The sequence below is a fragment of the Hydrogenophaga sp. GW823-FHT04C09 genome, assembly GCF_058796355.1.
The window spans coordinates 520,429-543,107 of record NZ_JBXAIO010000003.1; the positions used below are offsets into that span (position 1 = coordinate 520,429).

General features: G+C 70.1%; 27 protein-coding genes. 17 read left to right on the top strand and 10 right to left on the bottom strand.

The features are described from left to right. Position 1: 1 nt before the first annotated feature. Both rpoN and AC1Q9M_RS11545 read right to left on the bottom strand, forming a co-directional pair. Entirely contained in the window at positions 2–1,492 is a 1,491-nt protein-coding gene (gene rpoN, locus AC1Q9M_RS11540; protein WP_444686980.1) for an RNA polymerase factor sigma-54, read from the bottom strand. A gap of 257 nt (positions 1,493–1,749) precedes the next feature. Then, positions 1,750–2,022: a GlsB/YeaQ/YmgE family stress response membrane protein gene (locus AC1Q9M_RS11545; RefSeq protein WP_382320814.1), complete on the bottom strand. Its 273-nt coding sequence runs from the start codon at positions 2,020–2,022 to the stop codon at positions 1,750–1,752. Positions 2,023–2,179: 157 nt separating this feature from the next. Here AC1Q9M_RS11545 and AC1Q9M_RS11550 point away from each other — a divergent pair, with 157 nt between their 5' ends. From AC1Q9M_RS11550 to AC1Q9M_RS11560, 3 genes are read left to right on the top strand one after another with little or no spacing between them, the layout of a single operon-like run. Continuing rightward, positions 2,180–2,659, top strand: a complete 480-nt coding sequence (locus AC1Q9M_RS11550) for a CBS domain-containing protein (RefSeq protein WP_382156458.1) — start codon at positions 2,180–2,182, stop codon at positions 2,657–2,659. Between the two features lie 25 nt (positions 2,660–2,684). Next, entirely contained in the window at positions 2,685–3,533 is an 849-nt protein-coding gene (locus tag AC1Q9M_RS11555) for a YihY/virulence factor BrkB family protein (RefSeq protein WP_444692212.1), read from the top strand. Beyond that, complete coding sequence (locus tag AC1Q9M_RS11560) at positions 3,530–4,684, top strand: zinc-binding metallopeptidase family protein (RefSeq protein ID WP_492433851.1); 1,155 nt, start codon at positions 3,530–3,532, stop codon at positions 4,682–4,684. Before AC1Q9M_RS11555 ends, AC1Q9M_RS11560 begins: the two co-directional genes overlap by 4 nt. On the opposite strand, the gene AC1Q9M_RS11565 is transcribed toward AC1Q9M_RS11560, so the two are convergent. The 4 genes from AC1Q9M_RS11565 to AC1Q9M_RS11580 all read right to left on the bottom strand — a co-directional run bounded on the left by AC1Q9M_RS11565 (position 4,675) and on the right by AC1Q9M_RS11580 (position 7,825). Beyond that, positions 4,675–5,949 (bottom strand): ATP-binding protein, encoded by a 1,275-nt coding sequence (locus AC1Q9M_RS11565; protein ID WP_492433853.1) that lies wholly within the window; start codon positions 5,947–5,949, stop codon positions 4,675–4,677. The two genes, AC1Q9M_RS11560 and AC1Q9M_RS11565, sit on opposite strands and share 10 nt — an antisense overlap. A 78-nt stretch (positions 5,950–6,027) precedes the next feature. Next, on the bottom strand, positions 6,028–6,543 hold the full coding sequence (locus AC1Q9M_RS11570; protein ID WP_382320824.1) for an MgtC/SapB family protein: 516 nt from the start codon (positions 6,541–6,543) through the stop codon (positions 6,028–6,030). 5 nt (positions 6,544–6,548) lie between these two features. Continuing rightward, positions 6,549–7,019 (bottom strand): response regulator, encoded by a 471-nt coding sequence (locus tag AC1Q9M_RS11575; RefSeq protein WP_382320826.1) that lies wholly within the window; start codon positions 7,017–7,019, stop codon positions 6,549–6,551. A gap of 122 nt (positions 7,020–7,141) precedes the next feature. Beyond that, complete coding sequence (locus AC1Q9M_RS11580) at positions 7,142–7,825, bottom strand: outer membrane beta-barrel protein (RefSeq protein ID WP_382320828.1); 684 nt, start codon at positions 7,823–7,825, stop codon at positions 7,142–7,144. Between the two features lie 187 nt (positions 7,826–8,012). Here AC1Q9M_RS11580 and AC1Q9M_RS11585 point away from each other — a divergent pair, with 187 nt between their 5' ends. Both AC1Q9M_RS11585 and AC1Q9M_RS11590 read left to right on the top strand, forming a co-directional pair. Then, positions 8,013–10,265, top strand: a complete 2,253-nt coding sequence (locus tag AC1Q9M_RS11585; protein ID WP_444691553.1) for a response regulator — start codon at positions 8,013–8,015, stop codon at positions 10,263–10,265. Positions 10,266–10,372: 107 nt separating this feature from the next. After that, a complete protein-coding gene (locus AC1Q9M_RS11590; RefSeq protein ID WP_382156442.1) occupies positions 10,373–10,831 on the top strand; it encodes a PA2169 family four-helix-bundle protein in 459 nt (152 codons plus the stop codon). Between the two features lie 58 nt (positions 10,832–10,889). Here AC1Q9M_RS11590 and AC1Q9M_RS11595 read toward each other — a convergent pair whose 3' ends face one another. From AC1Q9M_RS11595 to AC1Q9M_RS11605, 3 genes are all read right to left on the bottom strand, one after another. Next, a complete protein-coding gene (locus AC1Q9M_RS11595; protein WP_492433857.1) occupies positions 10,890–11,168 on the bottom strand; it encodes a hypothetical protein in 279 nt (92 codons plus the stop codon). 88 nt (positions 11,169–11,256) lie between these two features. After that, a complete protein-coding gene (locus AC1Q9M_RS11600; protein WP_444686986.1) occupies positions 11,257–12,684 on the bottom strand; it encodes a sigma-54-dependent transcriptional regulator in 1,428 nt (475 codons plus the stop codon). A gap of 122 nt (positions 12,685–12,806) precedes the next feature. Then, positions 12,807–13,013 carry a hypothetical protein gene (locus AC1Q9M_RS11605; RefSeq protein ID WP_382320838.1) on the bottom strand — a complete coding sequence of 69 codons (207 nt, stop codon included), beginning with the start codon at positions 13,011–13,013 and terminating at the stop codon, positions 12,807–12,809. 135 nt (positions 13,014–13,148) lie between these two features. Here AC1Q9M_RS11605 and AC1Q9M_RS11610 point away from each other — a divergent pair, with 135 nt between their 5' ends. Continuing rightward, positions 13,149–13,358 (top strand): DUF6496 domain-containing protein, encoded by a 210-nt coding sequence (locus AC1Q9M_RS11610; RefSeq protein WP_382320840.1) that lies wholly within the window; start codon positions 13,149–13,151, stop codon positions 13,356–13,358. A gap of 17 nt (positions 13,359–13,375) precedes the next feature. Here the strand turns inward: AC1Q9M_RS11610 and AC1Q9M_RS11615 are convergent, their stop codons facing one another. Further along, entirely contained in the window at positions 13,376–13,621 is a 246-nt protein-coding gene (locus tag AC1Q9M_RS11615; protein ID WP_444686988.1) for a hypothetical protein, read from the bottom strand. A 145-nt stretch (positions 13,622–13,766) separates the two neighbouring features. Here AC1Q9M_RS11615 and AC1Q9M_RS11620 point away from each other — a divergent pair, with 145 nt between their 5' ends. The 11 genes from AC1Q9M_RS11620 to AC1Q9M_RS11670 all read left to right on the top strand — a co-directional run bounded on the left by AC1Q9M_RS11620 (position 13,767) and on the right by AC1Q9M_RS11670 (position 22,669). Beyond that, positions 13,767–14,132 carry a hypothetical protein gene (locus AC1Q9M_RS11620; RefSeq protein ID WP_444686989.1) on the top strand — a complete coding sequence of 122 codons (366 nt, stop codon included), beginning with the start codon at positions 13,767–13,769 and terminating at the stop codon, positions 14,130–14,132. Between the two features lie 53 nt (positions 14,133–14,185). Further along, positions 14,186–14,311, top strand: coding sequence for a hypothetical protein (locus AC1Q9M_RS11625; RefSeq protein WP_291115850.1), 126 nt, complete (start codon positions 14,186–14,188; stop codon positions 14,309–14,311). Between the two features lie 114 nt (positions 14,312–14,425). Continuing rightward, the gene (locus tag AC1Q9M_RS11630) at positions 14,426–14,827 is read left to right on the top strand and encodes a GreA/GreB family elongation factor (protein WP_291115847.1); all 402 of its coding nucleotides are present in this window, start codon (positions 14,426–14,428) and stop codon (positions 14,825–14,827) included. Positions 14,828–14,913: 86 nt separating this feature from the next. Further along, on the top strand, positions 14,914–15,783 hold the full coding sequence (locus AC1Q9M_RS11635; RefSeq protein ID WP_382320844.1) for a universal stress protein: 870 nt from the start codon (positions 14,914–14,916) through the stop codon (positions 15,781–15,783). Positions 15,784–15,791: 8 nt separating this feature from the next. After that, positions 15,792–16,664, top strand: coding sequence for a hypothetical protein (locus AC1Q9M_RS11640; RefSeq protein WP_382320846.1), 873 nt, complete (start codon positions 15,792–15,794; stop codon positions 16,662–16,664). Positions 16,665–16,711: 47 nt separating this feature from the next. Further along, complete coding sequence (locus tag AC1Q9M_RS11645; protein ID WP_444686990.1) at positions 16,712–17,836, top strand: MBL fold metallo-hydrolase; 1,125 nt, start codon at positions 16,712–16,714, stop codon at positions 17,834–17,836. A gap of 4 nt (positions 17,837–17,840) precedes the next feature. Continuing rightward, on the top strand, positions 17,841–18,629 hold the full coding sequence (locus tag AC1Q9M_RS11650) for an IclR family transcriptional regulator (RefSeq protein ID WP_444686991.1): 789 nt from the start codon (positions 17,841–17,843) through the stop codon (positions 18,627–18,629). Between the two features lie 139 nt (positions 18,630–18,768). Beyond that, positions 18,769–19,611, top strand: a complete 843-nt coding sequence (locus AC1Q9M_RS11655; protein ID WP_444686992.1) for an alpha/beta fold hydrolase — start codon at positions 18,769–18,771, stop codon at positions 19,609–19,611. After that, positions 19,611–20,963 carry a metal-dependent hydrolase family protein gene (locus tag AC1Q9M_RS11660; protein ID WP_492433863.1) on the top strand — a complete coding sequence of 451 codons (1,353 nt, stop codon included), beginning with the start codon at positions 19,611–19,613 and terminating at the stop codon, positions 20,961–20,963. The genes AC1Q9M_RS11655 and AC1Q9M_RS11660 overlap by 1 nt, the downstream gene beginning before the upstream one ends. A gap of 37 nt (positions 20,964–21,000) precedes the next feature. After that, positions 21,001–21,960: a Bug family tripartite tricarboxylate transporter substrate binding protein gene (locus tag AC1Q9M_RS11665; RefSeq protein WP_492433865.1), complete on the top strand. Its 960-nt coding sequence runs from the start codon at positions 21,001–21,003 to the stop codon at positions 21,958–21,960. 7 nt (positions 21,961–21,967) lie between these two features. Next, positions 21,968–22,669, top strand: a complete 702-nt coding sequence (locus AC1Q9M_RS11670; RefSeq protein WP_382156415.1) for a fumarylacetoacetate hydrolase family protein — start codon at positions 21,968–21,970, stop codon at positions 22,667–22,669. Positions 22,670–22,679: the final 10 nt, after the last annotated feature.

The following is a 22,679-nucleotide window of genomic DNA, read 5'->3' on the forward strand; positions in this document are numbered from 1 at the left end:
CTCAGGCCGAGACGGCCAGGCCGTCATGGCGCTTGCGCCGGCCCACGGCCTCGATGCGCAGCATCTGACGGTACTTGGTGACGGTGCGCCGCGCCACCGTCAGGCCCTGCCGGGCGAGCTGGCGCGTGATCTCGGCGTCCGACAGCGGCCGATCGGTCGACTCGGCTTCGATGATGTCCTGGATCAAGCCCCGGATCGCGGTGCCCGAGCAGGCCTTGCCATTGGCGCTCACCATCGCGCGCGAGAAGAAGTGCTTGAGCTCGTACACGCCGGTGGGCGTGGCCATGTACTTGTTGTTGGTGACGCGCGAGACCGTGGATTCGTGGATGCCGACCTCGTCGGCGATCTCGCGCAGGCCCAGCGGCTTCATCGCCATGCTGCCGTATTCGAAGAAGTGGCGCTGGCGCCGCACGATGGCCTGCGACACGTCGAGGATGGTCGAGAAGCGCTGCTCGACGTTGCGCAGCGTCCAGCGCGCCTCCTGCAGGTGCGCGCCCATCTCGGCGTTCTCGGCGCAGCGGTGGCGCTGGAACAGCTGGGCGTACACCTCGTTGATGCGCACCTTGGGCACGACCGCGGCGTTGAGCCGCACGTTCCACGCGCCCCGGTCCTTCTTCACGATCACGTCGGGCACGATGTAGTTCACCCGGGAAGAACTCAGGCGCCAGCCCGGTCGCGGGTCGAGGTGGCGGATGCGGTCACACACCGCCTCGACCTCGCCCACCGAGGCGTCCAGCGCCCGCGCCAGGGCAGGCACATCGCGCGCCGCCAGGCTGTCCATGTGGTCGTTGACGATGGCGCGCGCCATCGCGCGCACGTGGGGGCATTCGATCTCGCCCAGCTGCAGGCTGAGGCATTCCGCCACATCGCGCGCGGCCACACCGGCCGGCTCCAGCGACTGCACCAGCTTGAGCGCGATCTGCAGGTCTTCCAGCGTCGCGGCGGGCACCACGTCCGCTACCTCGCGCAGTTCGTTCAGGGGCGTGCGCAGGTAGCCGTCGTCGTCGAGCGACTCGACCACCACACCGGCCAGCGCGAGGTCGCGCGGCGACAGGGCCATGGTGCCGAGCTGCCCGTGCAGGTGGGCATTGAGCGGGGTTTCCTCCATCATGAAATCGAGCGCGGACACATCCCCGTCATGTCCCTGGCGCGCCGGGGTCAGGCCATCGGCGAGCCACAGGTCGCTGTCGGACGCGGTGGACCGGTCGACCTCGGCCTCCGCCGGCGCCGCCAGATCGGTCTCGCGCGGTCCGTCGTACACCTCGCCGGCCGCTTCGCCCGATCGGCTGTCGATGTCACCATCCCGCAGGCCTTCGCGCTCGTCCTCGTCATCGCCCTCTTCCGCTTCCAGGAACGGATTGCGCCCCAGCACGTCGCGCACCACGATGCCGAAATCCAGCGAGGACATCTGCAGCAGGCGCACGGCGTGCTGCAAGCGGGGAGACAGGGTCTGGCTCTGGCGCTGGTCGGCGCGGGCGTCCATCTGGATCATGCGGTTCTCCTCCGGTAAGGCATGGTCGGCGGTGTCGCGAGGTGCGGCCGCCTCAGACCAACACCCTATGCAACCACCATGCCGCACGAGCGCGGAAGACACAAATTCCCACAAAACCACGTAACCGTCAGGCCCTCACAGAGGGACACGGTGCGCACCTTCCCGAACATTCAGACACAGTCGATCGGAACGCCCTTCAGGCCGACCCGCGCAAGAGCACATCTTGCGGCAAGATTTGCCGAAACGGCCCGCGCGGACTAGTGCATCGATTCGTGTCGAAAGAGGTTGATGAGCGCCAGCAGGATGATGGCGCCGATCAGCGACACGAGCATGGCGCCCACGTTGAAGACGCTGTCGTTGAGGGTGTCCACCCCCATCAGGGGTGAGAGCACCCAGCCACCGATGGCGGCGCCCACGATGCCGGCCACGACATTGCGCACGATGCCCTGGCGCCCATCCGTGGACAGGACCACGCTGGCCAGCCTGCCCAACAGGCCGCCGACCGCCAACCAGAGGATGATGTTGATCATGGCGTTGCTCCTCGTTAGAGTGGTCGCAGGAAGTTCCTTCGAACCTGCCGGGGGCAATCCCCGCTCCCGGTGGCCGCGGGCACAGCACCTGCCCTGTCAAGGTCCCACCCGCCGGCATGCGGCGGGCCAACGCCACAACCGCAGCAGGAGATTTCCCATGAAGCAAGTGAAAGATGTGATGACCAGTGGCGTGCGCACGCTCGGGCCCCAGGACAGCGTGGTGCTCGCGGCCCAGGCCATGGAAGAACTGGACATCGGGGCGCTGCCGGTCTGCGATGGCCAGCGCATCCTCGGCATGGTGACCGACCGCGACATCGTGGTGCGCGGCGTCGCCCAGGACCTCGCGCCCGGCAAGACCAAGCTCGAGGACGTGATGAGCGCCCAAGTCGAATGGGTGTTCGAGGACGAAGGCCTGGCCGAGGTCGCGGCCAAGATGCAGCAACTGCAGATCCGCCGCCTGCCCGTGCTCGACCGCGACAAGCGCCTGGTGGGCATCCTCTCGCTGGGCGATCTGGCCGCCAAGGGCGACGTGCAGCAGGCCGGCGCCGCGCTGGCCGACATTTCCGAGCCCGCCCGCCCGACCCGCACCGGCCAATCGGTCGCCAGCGGCCCCGCCGGGGGCGGGGAAAGCCTCTGAAAGGCACGCGATGCTCTTTCGCGTGATGAAAGCCGCCGTCGTCAACTGGATCGACGACGACGCGCCCAGCATGGGCGCCGCCCTCGCCTTCTACACCCTGTTTTCCGTCGCGCCCATCCTGCTGATCGTGATCTCGGTTGCGGGCCTGTGGTTCGGTGAGGCCGCCGCGCGCGGCGAGATCTTCGCGCAGCTCTCGCAACTGGTCGGCAGCGACAGCGCGCTCACCATCAACAGCCTGGTGGAAGACGCGAACCGCCCGGCCGCCGGCATCGTGGGCACGGTGGTGGGCCTGGGCGCGCTGCTCATCGGCGCCACCACCGTGTTCGCCGAGCTGCGCAACGCCATGGACCGCATCTGGCGCACGAACGCCGAGCATCCCAAACGGGGCGGCGTGCTCGAGCTGCTGCGCGCGCGCCTGGTCTCGCTGGGGCTGGTGCTGGCCATCGGTTTCCTGCTCATGGTCTCGCTGGTGCTCAGCGCCGCCCTGGCGGCCCTGGGCAAGTGGGCCGCGCCCTGGCTGGGCGAGCTGGCGATGCTCGCGGGCGCGGTCGACTTCGCCCTGAGCCTGGCCTTCCTCAGCGTGCTGTTCGCCATGATCTTCAAATGGATGCCGCGCGTGCCGCTGGCCTGGGGCGATGTGTGGATCGGCGCCGTGATCACCGCCGTGCTGCTCACCGTGGGCAAGTCCGTCATCGGCACCTACATCGGGCGCAGCGGCGTCGCCTCGGTGTTCGGCGCGGCCTCCTCGCTGGTCATCTTCCTGCTCTGGGTGTACTACTCGGCGCAGGTGTTCCTGCTCGGCGCGGAGTTCACGCGCGCCTTCACCCTGCGGCACCAGACCGCCGACCGCACCACCGAGGACCCCGCGCCGTGAACCGTGCTTTCACCTGCATCTGCGGGCAACCGATCTTCTTTCGCAACAGCGTGTGCCTGGGCTGCGGCCGGGCGCTGGGTTACGACGCCGCGCGCGGCAAGCTGCTGCCCCTGGAGCCCACCGACGAACCCGGCTGGTGGCGCAGCAGCGAGACCGGCACGCGCCAGCGCACCTACCAGCGCTGCGAGAACCTGTCCTCGCCGGCCGCGTGCAACTGGCTCATCCCGCCGGCCAAGCCACGCGAGCACACGCCCTCGCTGTGCCTGTGCTGCCGGCTCACGCGCACGCTGCCCGACCTCGACGTGCCGGAACACGCCGGCTGGTGGCACCGCATCGAACAGGCCAAACGGCGCATGGTGTCCTCGCTGCTCGCCCTGCGCCTGCCCATCGTGCCGCGCGGCGAAGACCCGCAGCGCGGGCTGGCCTTCGACATCCTGGTCTCGCAGCCCGGCCAGCCGCCCGTGGTCACCGGCCATGCCGGGGGCGTGATCACCCTGGACGCGGCCGAGGCGGACGACGCCACGCGCGAGCACCGACGCACCTCGCTGCGCGAGCCCTACCGCACGCTGCTGGGCCACTTGCGCCACGAATCGGGCCACTACTTCTGGCAGCGCCTGGTCGATGGCAAGGAATGGCTGGAGCCGTTCCGGGCCGTGTTCGGCGACGAGCGCACCGACTACGCCCTGGCGCTGCAGAACCATTACAACCACGGCGCGGCAGCGGACTGGAGCTCGCGCCACGTCACCGCCTACGCCAGCTGCCATCCCTGGGAGGACTGGGCCGAGACCTGGGCGCACTACCTGCACATGCGCGACACGCTGGGCACGGCGCGCGGCTTCGGCATCCGGGGCGACCGCGTGGAACTGGCCTGCGAACCCTTCGGCCCCGACGTGCTGAGCGAGGACGGCAACGGCAACGGGGCCCTGGACGCCACCGACGAGCAATTCCTGCTCTGGCTCAACCACTGGCTGCACCTCACCGTGGCTTTGAACGAGATCTCGCGCAGCATGGGCGTGGCCGACTTCTACCCCTTCGTGCTGTCGCGGCCCGCCGTGCGCAAGCTGCACCTGGTGCACCGCGTCATCGCCCACCACACCCCCCGGGGCGGCCGGCGCCGGCGCCCGCTGACGCCACCCCCGCCTCAGTCGTAGGCGAGCGGGAACATGATCTGGAAGGTCGTGCCGGAGTGGTCCGAGTCCACCTGCACCGTGGCATCGAGCACCTCGCACAGGCGCTTGACGATGGACAGGCCGATGCCCTCGCCGTGCACGTAGTGCTCGGTGGACTCGCCCGGCGCGGGCACGCCAGCGTCCTCATCGTGAATGTGCGTGATCTGGTTCGCGTGCGTATCGCTCACGACCTGCTCTGCGTGCTGGGTGGCCACCTCCAGCGCGTCCTTCAGCTCCGAGGACTTGGCCTGGTGGATGCCCGGACCCGTGTCTTTCACGATCAGCTTCCAGCGATCCGGGTCCTGGGCGCCGCCATCGGCCCAGGTGACCTCCACGCCTCCGGTGCGCGTGTAGCGGATCGCGTTGAGCACCAGGTTCTGCACGATGCGTCGCAGCTTCACCGCATCGGACTGCACCACGAAGGGCGACGGCCCGTTCAGGCCGAAGGTCAGGCCCTTCTGCTGCGCGTGGTCCTCCAGCGCCTCCCACAGATCGCGCAGCGGCGGCGCGACGTCCATGGACTCGAGGTTGCGCTCCTCCTGCCCGCTTTGCAGCCGCGCCAGGGTGGTCACATCGTCCAGCAGCTTGTGCAGCGCCTGCACGTTGTGGCCCAGCAGGCGCAGGAAGGTCTCGCGTGCCGCCGGATCGGCCTGGCGCGCACCCAACCCGGCCGTGGCGTTGGTCACCACACCCAGGTTGCCGCGCAGGTCGTGCGCGGCTTCCTGCCAGAGCAAGGCGCGCTGCTGCTCCAGATGGCGCAGGGCCTCCAGGGCCTGCTCCAGCCCACGCGCGTAGGCGGTGGCCTCCAGTTGCTGCAACTTGAAGTACTGCGCGGTGCTGGCGCTCACGGCCAGGCTGTAAACCTGCGCCCACACCGCGCGCGCCATGGCCATCGCCGCCACCGAGTGGCCCGAGGCCACCGCTTCCAGCGCGTTGACCACGCATTCGTTGAGCCGGCCGAGCTCCCGCACCACCTCGGCCAGGCCGAAGCCCTGCTGCCAGCGGTGCAGGCCGTGCGCGGCGGCGTCGCCCAGGTGCGCGGTTTCCACGCGGGGTGCGCGCAGTTGCTCCTCGAAGCCCTCCAGCACGGCGGGGATGTGGTCGTTGAGCTGCGTGTGTGGCAGCGAGGCGCCGGTGGTCAGCGTGGCGTCCGCCGCGACGCTGGCGCGCCACGCCTGCAGAATGGCTTCACGCCTTTGCGTCAGTTCGTTCGCCAGCGCGATGAGTTCTTTTCCATGCAGGGGCATCGGTAGGCCTTGAAGGTGGGTGGCGACAGCGGCGCTCAGGGCTCGCGCGTCATTCTGCACCCGAAAGCCACCGACCGTTCAATGTCCCCCGCCTGTCGGGGGGTCGGCCTCCTTCTCCTTGCGGATCGAACGCCCCCAGCGGCGCAGCCACACAAGCACCAGCAGGATGAAGGCCGTGGCCAACACGGCGGTGCCCGTCTGGCCGAGCCCGGCGGCCACGCCGATCGCGGCGGTCGCCCAGATGGTGGCGGCCGTGGTCAGCCCGTGGATCCGCCCCTCGCTCTCGTCCTTGAGCACCGCGCCCGCGCCGAGAAAGCCGATGCCCGAGACAAGGCCCTGCACCACGCGGCTGAGCTGCTCCTCGTTCATGCCGGATGCCTGGGGCACCAGCACGAACAGGGCCGCGCCCAGCGCCACCAGCATGTGGGTGCGCAGCCCGGCCTCGGCATCCCGCCGCTCGCGGTCCCAGCCGATGGCCGCGCCCAGCAGCAGGGCTTCGCCCATGCGCCAGGTGGCGCGCGTGATGCGCTCGACATCGGCGAGGTCGCCGAACTCGGCCTGCACCGTGGTCCAGATGGTTTGCAGCACGGACATCGCGGTCAGCCTTGCGGGGGCGTGGACGGCGACAGCGCCGCGCCTTCGTCCCGCCATTGGGCAAGGCTGCCCATGAGCGCGCCCAGCGGAATGGGCTTGGTGAAATACAGGTCGAACCCGGCGGCCATCGAGCGTGCCCGGTCGTCCTGCTGCGAGCGACCGGTCACGGCGACGATCATCATGCGCTGCTCCGGCAAGGCATCGCGCAGGCAGCGCGCCACCGTGTTGCCATCCATGCCGGGCATGCCGATGTCGAGAATGCAGACGTCGGGCCGCAGCCGCTGCGCCATCTCCAGGGCTTCGCGCCCGTCGTTGGCGATCTGCACGGTGTGGCCGTCCACCTCCATCAGCAGGGCCAGTGACTCGGCGGCGTCTCGGTTGTCGTCCGCGACCAGCAGCCGCAGGCCGCTGCCCGCAGGCGATGGATGGGGCTCGTACATGCTTGGCTCGCCCGCGCCGGTGGTCTGAAGAACCATTCTTTTTCCATGGGTTGTCGGATCAGGCCTACACAGGGCAAACGGCGCGCCCGGTTCGATTCCCCCAGGCAAAAAAAGGGATGCCGGGGCTCGGCATCCCGAAAAATGCGCCGAAACCGGCCTCAGAACCGGTGCATGTAGCCGATGCTGGTGGTGTCCACCTCGCGCTTGCCGATGCCCACGAAGCGCACGTCGTAGCGGTTCCACTCCAGCACGATGGAGGAGCGCGGGCTCAGGTCGAAGCCGATGCCCGCGCCGTAGGAACCTTCCCACCCGCTGGCCTTGCCGGTGGCGATGCCCGAGCCCGGGCTGGCCGAGACCTCGCTGCGGCCATAGGTGGTGCCGACCTTGCCGAACAGGTGCACCACGCCCAGCGGCACGCGTCCCACCAGGCTCAGGTTGATGCCGTGTGCCTCGGCCTTGCCGCCGCCACGCTCCATGTCGCCCAGGTTCACGTAACCCAGTTCGGCACCGAAGTAGCGGTTGAACATCCCGCCGGTGTACAGGTGGTACGAGGTGCTGTTGTCCGAACAGGCGAAGCCCCCCACGCAGCCCAGGTCGTAGTCGGGTTTGCCGACGTTGATGCCGACGTAGCCGTGCGAGGTGTACGGAATCACGGAGAAGTTGCCTTCGCCCGGTGCGTAGGCGCGCCGCTGCGCCGTGGTGTTGGTGGTGCCTGCCTGGGCCACCACCGTGGTGTCCAGAGGGGTGGGCGGCGTGCCCGACTGCGCGGAGACCGAGCACGCAACGGCCAGGCCGATCGCGGCCAGCGGCCACGCCTTGAGATGGTGAAGTGAGCGGTTCATGGGGAGTCCTGGTGGGTTGGAGAAACACTGCGCCTGAAAGGGAATGCAGCACTTCACCACGGCAAGCGGGATGCCAGGTGCCCGCAGGCGGACATCGAACCGCGGACGGGCACATGGATTGCCCTCATCCTCCAGGGCGCCATGAATGTGTGCAGTGACAGTGCGGCACCCTTGGGCCAGGCATCCGATGTTTTCCCTACTTCCTTCGAAGCGCGAACCGGGTGCCCTGTCGGCCCGAGGCTTCTCCATCCGGACGCGCCTGATCGCCCTGGTGCTGGCGGTGCTGCTGCCCGCGCTGTGCGCCGCCGCCTGGGTGCTGAGCCTCACCTACCGCATGGAACGCGAGAGCAGCGAACACGTGCTCGAAGAGACCACCCGCGCGCTGTCCATGGTGCTCGACCGCGAGTTGACCCAGCGGGCCGTCGTGGTGCGCGCGCTCGCGAGTTCCAGCCTGCTCGACACAGCACCCCAGCTGTCGCCCGCCGCCCTGCGCGATTTCGACCAGCAGGCGCGGCGCACGCTGACCGGGCTGGAAGGCTGGCTGGAGCTGCGCAGCGCGGACCAGGTGCTGGTCAACACCCGCCAGCCACCCGGCACCCGGCCGCGCGCGGGCCCCCGGCTTGCGCTGGTCGACCGCCCGATGATCCAGCCGCTGCGGCAGGACGCGGCGCTGGGCATTCAGTACGCCGCGCTGGTGCAGCCGGTGCTGCGCGAGGGCCAGGCGGTGCTCAACCTGTCGCTCACGATGCTGCCGAACGAGTTCCAGCGCATCATCGACGAACAGCGCCTCCCTGCGGGCTGGCTGGCGGCCATCATCGACAACCAGGGCCGCGTGGTCGCCCGCCATCCCGGCGGCGGCGTCCACATCGGGCGGCCGGCCACGGCGGACCTCAAGGCCCACCTGGACGCCGAACGCGAGGGCCTGATGCACTCGGTCTCGCTCGATGGCCATCCCGTGACCCTGTACTTCCACACCTCGCCGCAAGGCTGGACCTACGTCACGGGCATGTCGCGCGAGCAGTTCGAGGGCACGGTCCCGCGCGCCGTGCTGCAGGTGGCCGCCGCCATGCTGGCGCTGCTGGTGGTCTCGCTCATCGCGGCGGCCTGGGTGGCGCGGCGCATCGTCCAACCCATCCACACCATCGAGCAGATGGCGCTGGACCTGCGCGAAGGCCGCCCCCTGCGGCGCACGCGCACCGGCCTGCTGGAGTGCGACCAGGTCGCGCTGGCGCTGCACGATGCGGGGCACGCCATCCGCCACGCGCGCATCGAGCTGGAACGCCAGGTGAGCGATGCGGTGGAACGCACCCGCAAGCTGGAGCAGCGGGCCTCGCACAACCACCGCGTGGAAGCCCTGGGCCGGCTCACCGGCGGCATCGCTCACGAGTTCAACAACCTGCTGGGCATCATCAGCAATTGCGCGCACCTGATGCGCCGCCTGGCCCCGGCCCCCGCCATCCAACCCGCGATCGACGCCACGCTGAGCGCGGTCGACACCGGCAGCCGCCTGACCCAGCACCTGCTGCGCTTTGCCGGCCGCCAGACCGTGCACCCGCGCGTGATGCAGCTCCAGACCTTCCTGCCCGAGACCGCCGAACTGCTGCGCACCCTGCTGGACCGCCGCGTCACGCTGACCACCGAGGTCGACGAAAACACGCCCGCCGTGCAGCTGGACCCGAGCGAGCTGGAGCTCTCGCTCATCAACCTGGCGCTGAACGCGCGCGAGGCCATTCCTGCCCATGGCCACCTCTGGCTGCGCGCCGCTGCGGCCGAGCCCGACGATCTGGAGGGCCTGCCCAGCGGCAGCTATGTGCGCATCACCCTGCGCGATGACGGCCATGGCATGGACGACACCGTCGCCCACCGCGCCTTCGAGCCCTTTTTCTCCACCCGGGAACCGCACGAAGTCGCCGGGCTGGGCCTGAGCCAGGTGTATGGCTTCTGCTTGCAGGCCGGCGGCCGAGCGCGCCTGGAGAGCATGCCGGGCCTGGGCACCACGGTCACGCTGGTGCTGCCCGCCCACACCGGTGAGCCCGCCGACGCGCGCGCCGCCCTGCCGGTCTCGCCCGCCGCCATCGCCGGCACCCGCCTGCTGCTCGTCGAGGACAACGAGGCCCTGTGCGAGGCCACCGCCGCCGTGCTCCGCTCCTACGGCTGCGACGTGGTGTGCACCGCCAGCGCGGAGGACGCGCTGCGGCTGATCGACACCCCGCCGGGCTTCGATGTGGTGGTCACCGATGTGCTGATGCCCGGCAAGATGGACGGCGTCGCGCTCGCGAACCATTTGCGGCAAATCTTGCCGCAGCTGCCCGTGGTGCTGATCAGCGGCCACCACGGCGACACGTCGCCCCCGCCGGGCGTGCGCCTGCTGCGCAAACCCTGCCCGCCCGAGGTGCTGGCGGGCGCCATCGAAGCGGCCATCGCGCAGCGCCCCCTCTGACAAAGACCGCCCAACGGGTACGCCATGTGCCCATGAACAGACGTCGGATGGGTTGGGACTTCCAGTCCCCCGGTTCGGCGTCCTGTTCACAACTTCGAAGGAACGCCATGAAAGACACACGCACCATCAACACGCTCAACAACCTCATCGAGACCTGCAAGGACGGTGAGTACGGCTTCAAGGCCAGCGCGGACCATGCCGTGGACCCGCAGATCAAGTCCCTCTTCATGACCCGCGCGGAAGACTGCCGGCGCGCCGCCGCGGAGCTGCAGACCATCGTGATGCAGCAAGGTGGCAAACCCGAAGACAGCGGCACCGCCACCGGTGCGGCCCACCGTGGCTGGGTGGCCGTCAAGGGCACCCTGGCCGGCTACACCGACCTGGCCATGCTCGAAGAGACCGAGCGCGGCGAAGACACCGCCCTGGCGCGCTACCGCTCCGCGCTGAAGGACGAGTTGCCCGCCGACATCCGCAGCGTGGTCGAGGCCCAGATGCAAGGCGTGCAGCGCAACCACGACCAGATCCGTGCGCTGCGCGACCAGCACAAGGCCGCCGCCACCCACTGACCTCCCCATCCTCCCCCTTGGCCCGCGCTTGCCGCGGGCTTTTTTTCGCGCGGCGGCCTCAACGGCCCTGGGGATGGCGCTCGGCCCACTCCGCGTCGCTGTGCCCATCGCCCACCGGGTCGGCGCTTTCGTCTTCCGGCGGGGCGGAGGGAGCGGGGGTGGGCGCGGGCGGTGGTGGGGGAGCCCCGGGGGCGTTCGCACCGTCGGCCGTGGCATCCGCGCACAGCAGGGCACACGGGCGCGGTTCGTGCGGAGATTCGGCGCGCGAGGCCGGGCTGGCATCGGCCATTTCCAGCACACATGGCTTCTTCTCGCCTGCGGCGGTGACATGGGACATGGGGCACTCCTGTGGCGGCGGCGACCGGTGGGTCACCTCCTGCCCCCGCGCGGCAAGCGGCGTGCCTTGCGCAGCCCCCGAGCGCGCCCTAGGGCTGGGGCCCGTCGGCCGGGTCTTCGGCCGCGTACTGCTTGAGGCGGTTGTAGAGCGTCTTCAGGCTGATGCCCAGGGCCGCGGCGGTGCGCTCCTTCTGGCGGCCGTAGTGCTGCAGCGTCGCCAGGATCAGGGTCTGCTCGGCCTGCGCGAGCGAAATGCCCAGCGGCAGCACCACCGAACCTTCCGGGCGGCTGGCGCCCACCGTCGCCGGCGCGCTCGCCACGGCCGGCGCCGGCGCTGGCGCGACCGCGCCCACCGGCGGTTCGGAGGCGCTCGGCAGCCACTGCGCGCCGATCGCCTCGCCAGACGTCATCACGTAGGCGCGCTGCACCGCATTGCGCAGCTCGCGCACGTTGCCCGGCCAGGCATAGGCCGTGAGCCGATCCAGCGCTTCGGGCGAGAAGCTCTTCTCCTTGCCCTCCTGCTCGCCGATGAGCCGCAGGAAACGGTTCGCCAGCAAGGGCACATCGTCCAGGCGCTCGCGCAGCGGCGGCAGGTCGATCGGGAACACGTTGAGGCGGTACATCAGGTCCGTGCGCAGGCGCCCGTCGGCCACGGCCTGCATGGGCTGGCGGTTGGTCGCCGCGATGATGCGCACATCGGTTTCCTGGCTCTGGGTCGCGCCCACGCGCAGGAAGCGGCCGGTCTCGAGCACGCGCAGGAGCTTGACCTGCAGGTCCAGCGGCATCTCGGTGATCTCGTCGAGGAACAACGTGCCGCCCGCCGCGCGCTCGAAGAAGCCCTGGTGCTGGCGGTCCGCGCCGGTGAAGCTGCCTTTCTCGTGACCGAAGATCTCGCTCTCGATCAGGTTGGGCGAGATGGCGCCGCAGTTGACGCCCAGAAAAGGCATCTTGCGCCGACGGCTGAGCTCGTGGATGGTCTGCGCCACCACCTCCTTGCCGGTGCCGCTCTCGCCCGTGATGAACACCGACACGCCGGTGCCCGCCACGCGGGTGATCTGCTCGTACACCTGCAGCATCGAGGGCGAGCGCCCCCACAGCTGGCCGAAATGGCCGGTGCTCGCGACCTTGGCGGTCAGCCCCGCCACCTCGGCCTTGAACACGGAAGGTTTGCTCACGCGCGAGAGCACGCCCTGCAATTGTTTGGGCGTGATCGGCTTGACGATGTAGTCCACCGCGCCCAGGCGCAGCGCGAGGATGGAGGTCTCCAGGCTGGCGTGCCCGGTGACCAGCACCACCTCGGAGTTGGCGAGCAGCTCGGGGTCGGCGAACAGGTCCATGCCGCTGCCATCGGGCAGGCGCAGGTCCAGCAGCACCAGATCGGGGGCCTGCAAGGCCAGCTGTTTGCGCGCATCGCGCAGCGTGTTCGCGGTGGCCACGGTCAGGCCCTGCATGGCGATCAGCTCGCCGAGCATCGCGGAAGCGTCAACGTCGTCGTCCACGATCAGGACATGGGTCATCTCTTGCGGTTCCTTGGTCTGCGCCCGCCCACGGGCGTGTTCGTGCATCGAAGCGGCGCCCATGATGCCACCGTTTGCCCGGCCCACGCACGGCCGCGCGCCGGTTTTCCGGGCCGGCCTGGTCAGTGCAGGGACACGATGGGCGTGGGCTGCCGCGGCGGGTCGCCCGCCGGGGGCGTCTGCTCGTCCGGCACCTCGGGTTCGCGGATGTCCGGCGGCAACTGCGTGGGCGTTTCAGGCGGCACGTCGGGCTGTCCCGGTGGCGGCGGGGGCGGCACCGGGGGCGTGGGCTTGGGCACGTCGGGCACATGAGCGTGAACCATGGTCATTCGGGGACTCCTGTCTGTGGGTGTCTGAAGAAAGAAGCCCCTGTATGGCAAGGCGTGTGCCTGTCTTGCCGCAAGAAGAATCGGGAACGCCGTTCGCCCCGGGCACACACCCCGTTCGTCAACCAGGAGTTCACCATGGCAAACACCTCCACCAAAAGCCGATCCGAAGCCATCACCGAGCGCAAGATGAAAAAGGTGATGCACGAGTTCAAGGAAGGTGAGCTGGAAAGCAGCTCAGGCGACAAGGTGCGCAGCCGCAAGCAGGCCATCGCCATTGGCCTGTCGGAGGCGCGCCAAGCGGGCGGCAAGGCGCCGCCCGCTCCGAAGGAGCGCCAGCGCCACTGAGGCAGGGCGAACCGGATCTACTGGGTGGTGCCGCCCGGCGCCGGTGTCGCGGGCGAGGCAGCCGGCGGTGCCGGGCTGGTCTCGGGCGTGGGCACCGCGGGCGTGCTCGGTGGCATGGGCGGGTTGGTGCGGTCGCGCTGCGTCTCGTTCGTCGTGGGCGGTGGCACATCGGTCGGGCGCCGGTCGCAGCCGGCCAGCAGCACCAGCGAGGCGGCGGCGGCCGCCACGCCCAGCGCCATGCGGGATGAAGTGAAAGGTTTCATGGTGATCTCCTGAAGGCACGCAGGATGGCGTGCGCCTGAAAACGGGGGCAAGTCGAGTGCCTGTGCCTCGGCCGCGCGTCAGTCCGCGGGCACATGCCTTGCCGCTGCTGCCGGGTGGACACCTCCACGCAGCAGGAGATTCGAGATGAGCAAGCCCCGCGCAGATGCGCCCAACCGACCCTCCGGCGCGCCGCAACGCGACCCTTCGAACCCGGTGAGCCGCACGCCCGACGCCCCCGGCTCGACACCGGCCAAGGCAACCGACGACCACCTGGAGCTGCCGCACGAACGCGACCAGTCCACCGACAGCACGGCCAGCGCGCCGGACCCCGACATGCAACAGGCGCACCAGGACCTGCAGGACGGCCAGGTGGACACGGACATGCGCGCCACACCCGGCCTGGACGCGGGCCGGCGCGCCGGCTACGTGCCCGGCGCGGGCGGCAAGTCCCCGTCGCAGAAGGCGCCGCCCTCCTCGCCCACCGCCCCGCGCAAGGACCCGCGCCGCTGAAGAACAACCGCACAAGCCTTGCCAGAATGGGCGCCGCGCCTACAATACCCCCCATGGCATCCCGGTCCACCCTCACTTTCCACCTGCACACGCGCCTGCCCCTGATGGCAGGTTCGGCCGTGGCCGGTCGCAAGCTGATGGGCACGGCGGGACTGCGCCAGCCGGCCGCACATTCCTAAGCCCGGCGATACCCCCTCCTCCTTTTTGCGCAAACCATCTATCGCCGGGCCCCAGCCCAGCGCGATCGTGGCCGCTGCACATCCGCAGCATGGCCGCACCAGATGGAGTGCTCCATGCACAAGACCCTGACCGGTGAACGCCTGCTCACCGAACTCGATTTCACGCGCCTGAACAACCTGCGCGGCGGCAAGATGCCGCCCGAGCTGGCGGACACGCTGGACTCGCTGGACCTCGTGCCCTCGCGCGAGGTGCCGGCCAATGTCGTCACGATGTACTCGCAGGTCATCCTCGAAGACGTCGCCACGGGCAAACGCCAGAAGCTCACGCTCTGCTACCCGGCCGATGCGGAGCCGCACCTGGGCTTCATCTCCGTGCTCTCGCCCGTCGGCGCCAGCCTGCTCGGCCAGCGCGTGGGCGCCATCGCGCGCTGGCGCACGCCCAACGGCGATGCCTGCGAGGCCGAGGTCGTCGAGCTGCTGTTCCAGCCCGAGGCCAGCGGCGACTACACCACGTAGTTCCCTCGCGCCCGCGCCGCGCCCCCTTCGTCACGCTCCCATCGGCCCACGCCATGGGGTTGGCCCCCGCACGTCCAGGATGTCCCATGACCTTCGATTCCATTCTCGCCCTCACCGACTTCACGACACAGTCCGAGCACGCACTGGATCGGGCCGCGCTCCTCGCCGGCCAACACAACACGCCCTTGCGGCTCATCCATTTCGCGGAAGAACCCCACCGCTTCTTCTCCGACCCGATCGCGCGCCTGTCGCAGCGCGCGCGCCAGCTGACCCGGCGCCATGGCATCCGGGCCGTGGCCCTGGAGCGCAACCCCGTGACCCTGGACGACGTCATGCAGGAATGCCGCAACGCCAGCCTGCTGGTGATGGGCCCCCTGTGGCAACGCAGCTGGAAAACCTTCTACCGCGGCACCACGCTCGACCAGTTCGTGCACGACAGCCCCTGCCCGGTGCTGGTGGTCAAGCAGGCGGCCGGCCGCACCTACGAGCAGGTGCTGGTGGCGGTGGACCTCACGCCGCGCTCGCGCGACCTGATCGCCTACGCGCGCCGCTTCGCCAGCCCCTCGGCGCTCCAGCTGTTCCACGCCATCGACACGATCGAGGAATCCAAGCTGCGCTCGGCCGACGTGTCCTTCGAGGCCATCCGCGCGAATCGCCTCGACTCGCGCCAGCACGCCAAGGAGCGGCTGATGCAGCTCACCCGCGCGCTGGGCATGGCCGGCAGCGCCATGGCCTTCGACGTGGGCAACGGCGACCCCGCGTACCAGACCGCCGTGCAGCAGCAGGCCACCCGCGCCGAACTGGTGGTGGTCGGCAAGCGCCGCGCCTCCGCGTTCGCGCGCTTTCTCACCGGCAGCGTGGCCCAGCGGCTGGCCAAATGGGCCGAGAGCGATGTGCTGGTGGTGCCCTTCGACGGCCTGGCCGAACCCGTGCCCGTGATGGCGAGCCAGGGATGACGCCGGCCATGGACCTCACCAAACAGTTCATCAAGACCAAACAACCCTGCGCCGACGGTTTCCGCTGGTTCCTGCGCCACCACGAGAACGGCAGCAACTACCAGGACCTGCTCGACGCCCTGGTGGAGGCCGGCCGCGTGAGCGACGCCTGCTGGCTGCTCTCGCAGTTCGGCCCCACCAACGCCGTGATGGAGGTGGACGCCGTGGCCGCCGAGGCCCTGGTGTTCGCGGGCTCGCTGGTGGTGCGCGGCAACATCGAGGTCGACACCCTGATCCGCACCGGGCGCGGCATCCAGGCCGGCGGCAGCATCGTGGTCGGCCAGTCGCTGGTCTCGGGCGACGACATCAAGGCCGGCGGCAGCGTGCGCAGCGACGGCTCGCTGGAGGCCACCGGGCACATCAAGGCCGCCTGGGGCATCGACGCGCGCGAGCAGTTGCGCTGCGGCGGCGACATCCGCGCGGCCTGGGACCTGTGGTGCGGCGGCCCGCTGCATGTGGCCGGCAACGCCCACGTGGGCCAGGACCTGATCACCCAGGGCCCGATCGAGTGCGGCAAGAGCCTGGTGGTGGGCGGCCGGCTCACGGCGCGCGACAGCATCCGCGCGGGCGACGGCATCCAGGCCGGCGGCACCATCGAATGCGCCATGCACCTGGAGGCCGGCTGGGGCATCAAGGCCGGCCGCTCCATCGTGGCCGAGGGCGCGATCCGCGCGGGCGAGAGCCTCAGCGCCCACGAGGTCATCCGCGCCGGCGCCGGCTACGGCGTGTTCGCCGGCCTGAACGTGCAGGTGGAGGCCTGGGAATGCAGCGCGCGCGTGTGCGCCTGCACCAAGCCCGCCAGCCTCATGAGCGGCTGGTGGGCCGGCGCGCGCGAAGTCTGAAACCCGGGGTGACAGCGCGCCGGGGGGCCTTCTGAAATAATCCCCCGATGCCCGAAGCCCCCACCTCCGACGGCCGCCCGGACGATCCGGCCACCGCCCCCGACACCCCCTACGCCCTGCAATACCCGTGTGGTGAGCCGCCCGCGCCCGGCCAGGTGCGCGAGGTCGCGCCCGGTGTGCTGTGGCTGCGCATGCCGCTGCCGTTCGCCCTCAACCACATCAACCTCTGGGCCGTGGCCGACGAGGACGAACAGGGCACGGGCTGGGCCGTCATCGACACCGGCACCAAGACGCCCGAAGCGCTGGCCGCCTGGCGCCAGCTGACCGCGCCCGAAGGCCCGCTGGCCGCCACGCCGCAGGGCGCGCGCATCACGCGCGTGTTCTGCACCCACATGCACCCGGACCACGTCGGCATGGCGGGCTGGCTCACGCGCAAGTTCCAGTGCCGGCTGTGGATGACCCGGCTCGAGTACCTCACCTGCCGCACGCTGGTGGCCGACACCGGGCGCGAAGCGCCGCAGGACGCCATCGACTTCTACCGCCAGATGGGCTGGAACGAAGAGGCGCTGGACATCTACCGCACCCGCTTCGGCGGCTACAGCAAGTACATGCACACGCTGCCCGACAGCTTCCGCCGCCTGAGCGATGGCGAAACCGTGCGCATCGGCGCGCACGGCTGGCGCGTCATCGTCGGCCGCGGCCACTCGCCCGAGCACGCCTGCCTGGTCAGCGACGACCTCGGCGTGCTGGTCTCGGGCGACCAGGTGCTGCCCCGCATCTCGTCCAACGTGAGCGTGTTCCCCACCGAACCCGATGCCGACCCGCTGGGCGACTGGATCGCCAGCATCGAGCACCTGCGCCGCACGCTGGGCGACGAACTGCTGGTGCTGCCCGCGCACGGCGAGCCCTTCCGCGGCCTGCACGCGCGGCTGGACCGCCTGGCGCAAGGCCACGAGCGCGGCCTGCAGCGCCTGCGCCGCAGCCTGGGCGAATCACCCAAGCGCACGGTGGACGTGTTCGGCGCGCTGTTCGCGCGCGCCATCGACAGCAACGGCGAACTGCTGGGCATGGCCACCGGCGAAGGCGTGGCCCACCTCAACCACCTGCTCGCGCGCGACGAGGCCGTGCGCGAAACCGGTGCGGACGGGGTGTACCGCTACCGCATGAAATGACGCGATGAGCGACAAGAAGCCGGGGCAACCCCTGGTGACCGCGCTGCTGCGCGGGCTGGCGGTGCTGCGCTGCTTCGACCACGGGCGCGAACGCCTGGGCAGCAGCGAGATCGCGCGCATGACCGGCCTGCCGCAGCCCACCGTGTGGCGCCTGTGCAAGACGCTGGAGCACGGCGGCTACCTCACGGCCGACCAGGAAGGCGCCCGCTTCCGGCCCGGCCTGGCCATCCTCACCCTGGGCTACTCCGCGCTCGACACGCTCGAACTGGCCGAACTCGCGCGCCCCATGCTGGAGGAAATCGCCGCGCGCTTCAACGCCGCGGCCAGCCTCTCCACGCGCGAAGGCACCTCGATGCTCTACGTGCAGCGCACGGAGTCGCCGCAGGCCTTCCTCAAGCTCAACGTGCGCGCCGGTTCGCAGGTGCCCATCATCAGCTCGGGCACCGGCTGGGGCTACCTCGCCGGCCTGCAGCCGGAGCTGCGCAAGCAGGTGATGCAGGAATGCCGCAAGGCCGACCCCGCGCTGCACCGCCGCGTGGAGAAGCAGGCGCTCGCCGCCATCGCGGAATACCCCAGGCAGGGCTACGTCACCAACGTCGACGTGTTCTTCCCCGGCCTGACCACCGTGTCCATCCCGCTCTCCTCGCCGGCCAGCACCACGCCCTTCGTGCTGATCTGCACCTCGGCCACCCCGGTGTTCGCCGACCTCTCGGTGCGCGCCGAGGCCGGGCAGGCCCTGATGCAGGCCGCGCAGCAGCTGCGCCCGGTGATCGAGCGGCTCGAGCGCGAGTGATCCGCCCGGCCCCGGCAGCGCGCCGGTGGCTATTCATTCAACTTCCGTACATGCCCTAATCACGGGCGCCGACACCCGCGACAGAATGGCGCTCATGGAATGAATATGTAATTCATCCTATGAATAAAAGGAGTTTTGAATGATCAGCTATCCGATGGCCGTGGGGGCCGTCACCACCCGCGTTCTCGAGGCCGGCAGCGGCGACCAGGTCGTGGTGCTCGTGCACGGCACCGGCGGCCGCGCCGACCGCTGGGTCCGCAATGTCGACGCGCTCGCCGCCGCCGGTTTCCACGTGTACGCCATGGACCTGCCCGGCCATGGGTTTGCCTCCAAGGGGCCGGGCGTCGCGTGCTCCGTGCCGGCGTACCGCGCCTTCCTGGCCGGGTTCATCGACGCCATCGGCGCGGCGAAACCCGTCATCGTGGGCACCTCGCTCGGCGGGCACGTGGTCGCGTCCTACGCCTGCGAACAGCCCGAGCGCGTGCGCGCCATCGCCCTGGTGGGCAGCATGGGCCTGGTGCCCATCGGCGACGAGGCGCGCGGCCGCATCCAGGCCGGCGCCAACAACCAGACCCGCGACGGCGTGGCCACCAAGATGCAGCGCGTGATCTTCGACCCGGCGCTCGTCACGCCCGAGATGCTCGAAGAGGAATGGCGCATCAACAACTCGCCCGGCGCGCTCGAATCGTTCGCCACGCTCGGCCAGTACATCGCCACCGACCTGGACAAGGAAGTCGTGGGCGAGCAGCTCGCGCGCGCCCCATTCCCCGTGCTGCTGGTCTGGGGAGAGCAGGACAAGACCGTGCCCCCGGCCGTGGGCGAGAAGGTGCGGGCCCTGCTGCCCCACAGCCGCCTGGCCCTGCTGGCCGACGCCGCGCACACCGCCTACTACGAACGCGCGGACGACTTCAACGCCGTGCTGGTCGACTTCCTCGCCGAGCGCGCGGGCCAGACCCCACGCGACGGCGTGCGCTGGAGCTGATGGTGGCGCGGCACTGCCTGGTGGGCGGCACCCTGATCGACGGCACCGGCGCCCCGCCGCGCCCGCTGCACTGGCTGGCGATGGAGGGCGGGCGCATCGTCCACATCGAAGCCGGCGAAGGCCCGGGCGCCCCGCTGCCCCCCGACGCCGAGGTGGTCGAGAACGCGGCCGGCAAGACCGTGATGCCCGGCCTGGTCGACGCGCACTGCCACATCAGCTACGGCGTGGCGCGCGGCATCGAGGAGCAGGACCTGTTCGCCTCGGCCGAGTACCGCGCGATCCGTGGCGTGTACCACGCGCGCACGGTGCTGCAATCGGGCGTCACCTCGTTCAGCGATCCCGGCGGCAGCTGGTTCGTGGCGGTCGCGGTGCGCAACGCGATCAAGGCGGGTCTGTTCCCCGGGCCGCGCATCTCGGCCGCCGCGCGCTACCTCAGCACACACGCGGCGCTGACCGACTACTTCCCCTCGTGGGTGGGCACGCCGCGCTCCGGCGTGGGCGCCCTCACCGAAGGCGAAAGCCAGATGGTCAACGAGGTGCGCGACCAGGTGAAGAACGGCGTGGACTTCATCAAGATCGCGGCCAGCGGCGAGTCGTCCATCCTCACGCCAGGGGGTGGCAGCGTGCCGGCGTTCAACGCCGCCGAGCTCAAGGTGATCGTGCAGGAGGCCCATCGCCTGGGCCGCCGCGTGACCGCCCACGCCCGCAGCGGGCAATCGGTGATGGACTGCGTGGACGCCGGCATCGACTGGATCATGCACGCCGACTTCATGAACCCGCAGCAGGCCGACCGCCTGGCCGAGAGCGGCATCCCCTGCTGTCCGGCCCTCACCTTCACCGCCAACGTGGCCGACTGGGGCCACATCGCCGGCTGCTCGCAGGCGCGCATCGACCGCTTCAAGCGCGACCTCGAAAAGGCCGTCACCAACCTCACCTACGCGCACCGCAACGGCGTGACCATGATGTGCGGCACGGACAGCGGCTTTGCCGTCACGCCGTACGGCGAATGGCATGCGCGCGAGCTCGAGCTGTTCGTGACCCTGCTGGGCATGAGCCCGCTGGAGGCGATCACCTGCGGCACGCGCAACGCGTCCATCACCGTGGACGGCGAAAACACCGGCACGCTGCAGACCGGCAAGTTCGCCGACCTGCTGGTGGTCGACGGCGATCCCCTGGCCGACATCCGCATCCTGCAGGACCGCAGCAAGCTCTCGGCCATCTACCTTGGCGGGCAGGCGGTGGACCGCACGCCCCAGCCCCCGATGCAGCGCTGGCCCTGGGAGCGCAGCCTGCAGATCTCGGAGCGCGAGCTGTACCAGCACACGGTGGCCACCGCGCTCGCCGCCGCCTGACCTCTCACCGACCCACGACACCACAGGAGACAACACCATGAAACTGCCCTTGTCCCGCCGGCACTTCGTCGCGCTGGCCGCCGCGGCCCTCACCTGCACGGCGCAGGCCGCCGACCCCATCACCATCATCGTGCCCTACCCCCCGGGCGGCCTGTCGGACACGCTGGCCCGCCTCACCGGCAAGGTGATGGGACAGAACATGGGCGTGCCCGTGATCGTCGAGAACCGGCCCGGCGCCAACGGCGTGCTGGGCCTGCAGGGCATCGCGCGCGCCAAGCCCGACGGCTCGGTCATCGGCATGGTGCCCGCCAGCGTGATGACGGTGAACCCCGCGCTGTACAAGAACATGAACGTCGACACCCTGCGCGACATCACGCCGCTCACCCTGGCCATCACCCTGCCCAACGTGCTGGTGGTCAACCCCTCGGTGCCGGCGCAGAACATGCAGGAACTGATCACCTACCTCAAGGGGGCGGGCAACAAGGTGTCGTATGGCTCCATGGGCACCGGTTCGAGCGCGCACCTCAACGGCGAGCTGCTCTCGCGCTCGGCGCAGCTGCAGATCATGCACATCCCCTACAAGGGCAGCGCGCCCGCCATGCAGGACCTCGTGGCCGGCAACATCCAGATGGCTTTCGAGAACCTGCCCGTGGCCCTGCCCATGATCCAGTCCGGCAAGCTGCGCGCCCTGGGCGTGACCAGCACCAGCAGTTCCTCGCAGGCGCCCGACATCCCGCCCATCGGCAAGACCATCCCGGGTTTCGAGGACAACATCTGGTTCGGCTTCATCGCGCCCGCCGGCCTGCCCCCCGCCACCGAGAAACGCCTGAACGAAGAGCTCATCAAGGCCATCCGCTCCGACGAGGTGAGCAAGGCCATGGTGGGCCGGGGCGCGGCCATCACCACGAGCACGCCCGACGAGATGCGCAAGGTCGTCGCGGCCGACCGCGAGAAATGGGGCGCCCTCGTGCGCGAACGCAACATCGTGGTGGAGTGAACAACCGATGACCCGATACGCCTTCGAACCCGCACCCGCCACCTCGGTGGCCATCCAGGGGCGCGCCGAGCGCTTTCCGGTGCGCCGCGTGTACTGCGTCGGCCGCAACTACGAAGCCCATGTGCGCGAAATGGGCCACGACCCCGACCGCTCGCCACCGATCTTCTTCTGCAAGCCGGCGGACGCGGTGGTCGAGGTCGCCGACGGCGAGGAAGGCCGCTTCCCCTACCCCGGCGAAACCAGCAACTGCCACCATGAGATCGAACTCGTGGTCGCCATCGGCGAGGGCGGGCGCGACATCCCGCAGGACCAGGCGCGCCGCCACATCTTCGGCTACGCCATCGGCCTGGACATGACGCGCCGCGACCTGCAGCGCGCCGCCGCCAAGGCCGGCCAGCCGTGGGAGACCGGCAAGGCCTTCGACGCCTCGGCGCCCATGGGCCCCATCCACGCGGTGCAGGACACCGGCTACCTCGACACCGGCGCGCTCTCGCTGCACGTCAACGGCGAAACGCGCCAGCGGGCCGACCTCTCGCAACTGATCTGGAACGTCGACGAGACCATCGCGACGCTCTCGCGCCTGTTCGAGCTTCAGCCCGGCGACCTGATCTTCTCGGGCACGCCCGAGGGCGTGGGCGAGGTGCGGCGCGGCGACGTGATGAGCGGGCGCTTCGATGGCCTGGGCGAACTGCGCGTGCGGGTGATCTGAACCGGGGGAC

Bases quoted from the DNA above. Each gene is read 5' to 3' on its own strand.
- AC1Q9M_RS11660 (WP_492433863.1), top strand. From the start codon at position 19,611: ATGGTGGCGCGGCACTGCCTGGTGGGCGGCACCCTGATCGACGGCACC.
- AC1Q9M_RS11655 (WP_444686992.1), top strand. From the start codon at position 18,769: ATGATCAGCTATCCGATGGCCGTGGGGGCCGTCACCACCCGCGTTCTC.
- AC1Q9M_RS11620 (WP_444686989.1), top strand. From the start codon at position 13,767: ATGAGCAAGCCCCGCGCAGATGCGCCCAACCGACCCTCCGGCGCGCCG.
- AC1Q9M_RS11595 (WP_492433857.1), bottom strand. From the start codon at position 11,168: ATGTCCCATGTCACCGCCGCAGGCGAGAAGAAGCCATGTGTGCTGGAA.
- AC1Q9M_RS11545 (WP_382320814.1), bottom strand. From the start codon at position 2,022: ATGATCAACATCATCCTCTGGTTGGCGGTCGGCGGCCTGTTGGGCAGG.
- AC1Q9M_RS11610 (WP_382320840.1), top strand. From the start codon at position 13,149: ATGGCAAACACCTCCACCAAAAGCCGATCCGAAGCCATCACCGAGCGC.
- AC1Q9M_RS11665 (WP_492433865.1), top strand. From the start codon at position 21,001: ATGAAACTGCCCTTGTCCCGCCGGCACTTCGTCGCGCTGGCCGCCGCG.
- AC1Q9M_RS11640 (WP_382320846.1), top strand. From the start codon at position 15,792: ATGGACCTCACCAAACAGTTCATCAAGACCAAACAACCCTGCGCCGAC.
- AC1Q9M_RS11600 (WP_444686986.1), bottom strand. From the start codon at position 12,684: ATGACCCATGTCCTGATCGTGGACGACGACGTTGACGCTTCCGCGATG.
- AC1Q9M_RS11635 (WP_382320844.1), top strand. From the start codon at position 14,914: ATGACCTTCGATTCCATTCTCGCCCTCACCGACTTCACGACACAGTCC.
- AC1Q9M_RS11670 (WP_382156415.1), top strand. From the start codon at position 21,968: ATGACCCGATACGCCTTCGAACCCGCACCCGCCACCTCGGTGGCCATC.
- AC1Q9M_RS11575 (WP_382320826.1), bottom strand. From the start codon at position 7,019: ATGGTTCTTCAGACCACCGGCGCGGGCGAGCCAAGCATGTACGAGCCC.
- AC1Q9M_RS11585 (WP_444691553.1), top strand. From the start codon at position 8,013: ATGTTTTCCCTACTTCCTTCGAAGCGCGAACCGGGTGCCCTGTCGGCC.
- AC1Q9M_RS11630 (WP_291115847.1), top strand. From the start codon at position 14,426: ATGCACAAGACCCTGACCGGTGAACGCCTGCTCACCGAACTCGATTTC.
- AC1Q9M_RS11580 (WP_382320828.1), bottom strand. From the start codon at position 7,825: ATGAACCGCTCACTTCACCATCTCAAGGCGTGGCCGCTGGCCGCGATC.
- rpoN (WP_444686980.1), bottom strand. From the start codon at position 1,492: ATGATCCAGATGGACGCCCGCGCCGACCAGCGCCAGAGCCAGACCCTG.
- AC1Q9M_RS11565 (WP_492433853.1), bottom strand. From the start codon at position 5,949: ATGCCCCTGCATGGAAAAGAACTCATCGCGCTGGCGAACGAACTGACG.
- AC1Q9M_RS11625 (WP_291115850.1), top strand. From the start codon at position 14,186: ATGGCATCCCGGTCCACCCTCACTTTCCACCTGCACACGCGCCTGCCC.
- AC1Q9M_RS11605 (WP_382320838.1), bottom strand. From the start codon at position 13,013: ATGACCATGGTTCACGCTCATGTGCCCGACGTGCCCAAGCCCACGCCC.
- AC1Q9M_RS11650 (WP_444686991.1), top strand. From the start codon at position 17,841: ATGAGCGACAAGAAGCCGGGGCAACCCCTGGTGACCGCGCTGCTGCGC.
- AC1Q9M_RS11615 (WP_444686988.1), bottom strand. From the start codon at position 13,621: ATGAAACCTTTCACTTCATCCCGCATGGCGCTGGGCGTGGCGGCCGCC.
- AC1Q9M_RS11555 (WP_444692212.1), top strand. From the start codon at position 2,685: ATGAAAGCCGCCGTCGTCAACTGGATCGACGACGACGCGCCCAGCATG.
- AC1Q9M_RS11590 (WP_382156442.1), top strand. From the start codon at position 10,373: ATGAAAGACACACGCACCATCAACACGCTCAACAACCTCATCGAGACC.
- AC1Q9M_RS11570 (WP_382320824.1), bottom strand. From the start codon at position 6,543: ATGTCCGTGCTGCAAACCATCTGGACCACGGTGCAGGCCGAGTTCGGC.
- AC1Q9M_RS11645 (WP_444686990.1), top strand. From the start codon at position 16,712: ATGCCCGAAGCCCCCACCTCCGACGGCCGCCCGGACGATCCGGCCACC.
- AC1Q9M_RS11550 (WP_382156458.1), top strand. From the start codon at position 2,180: ATGAAGCAAGTGAAAGATGTGATGACCAGTGGCGTGCGCACGCTCGGG.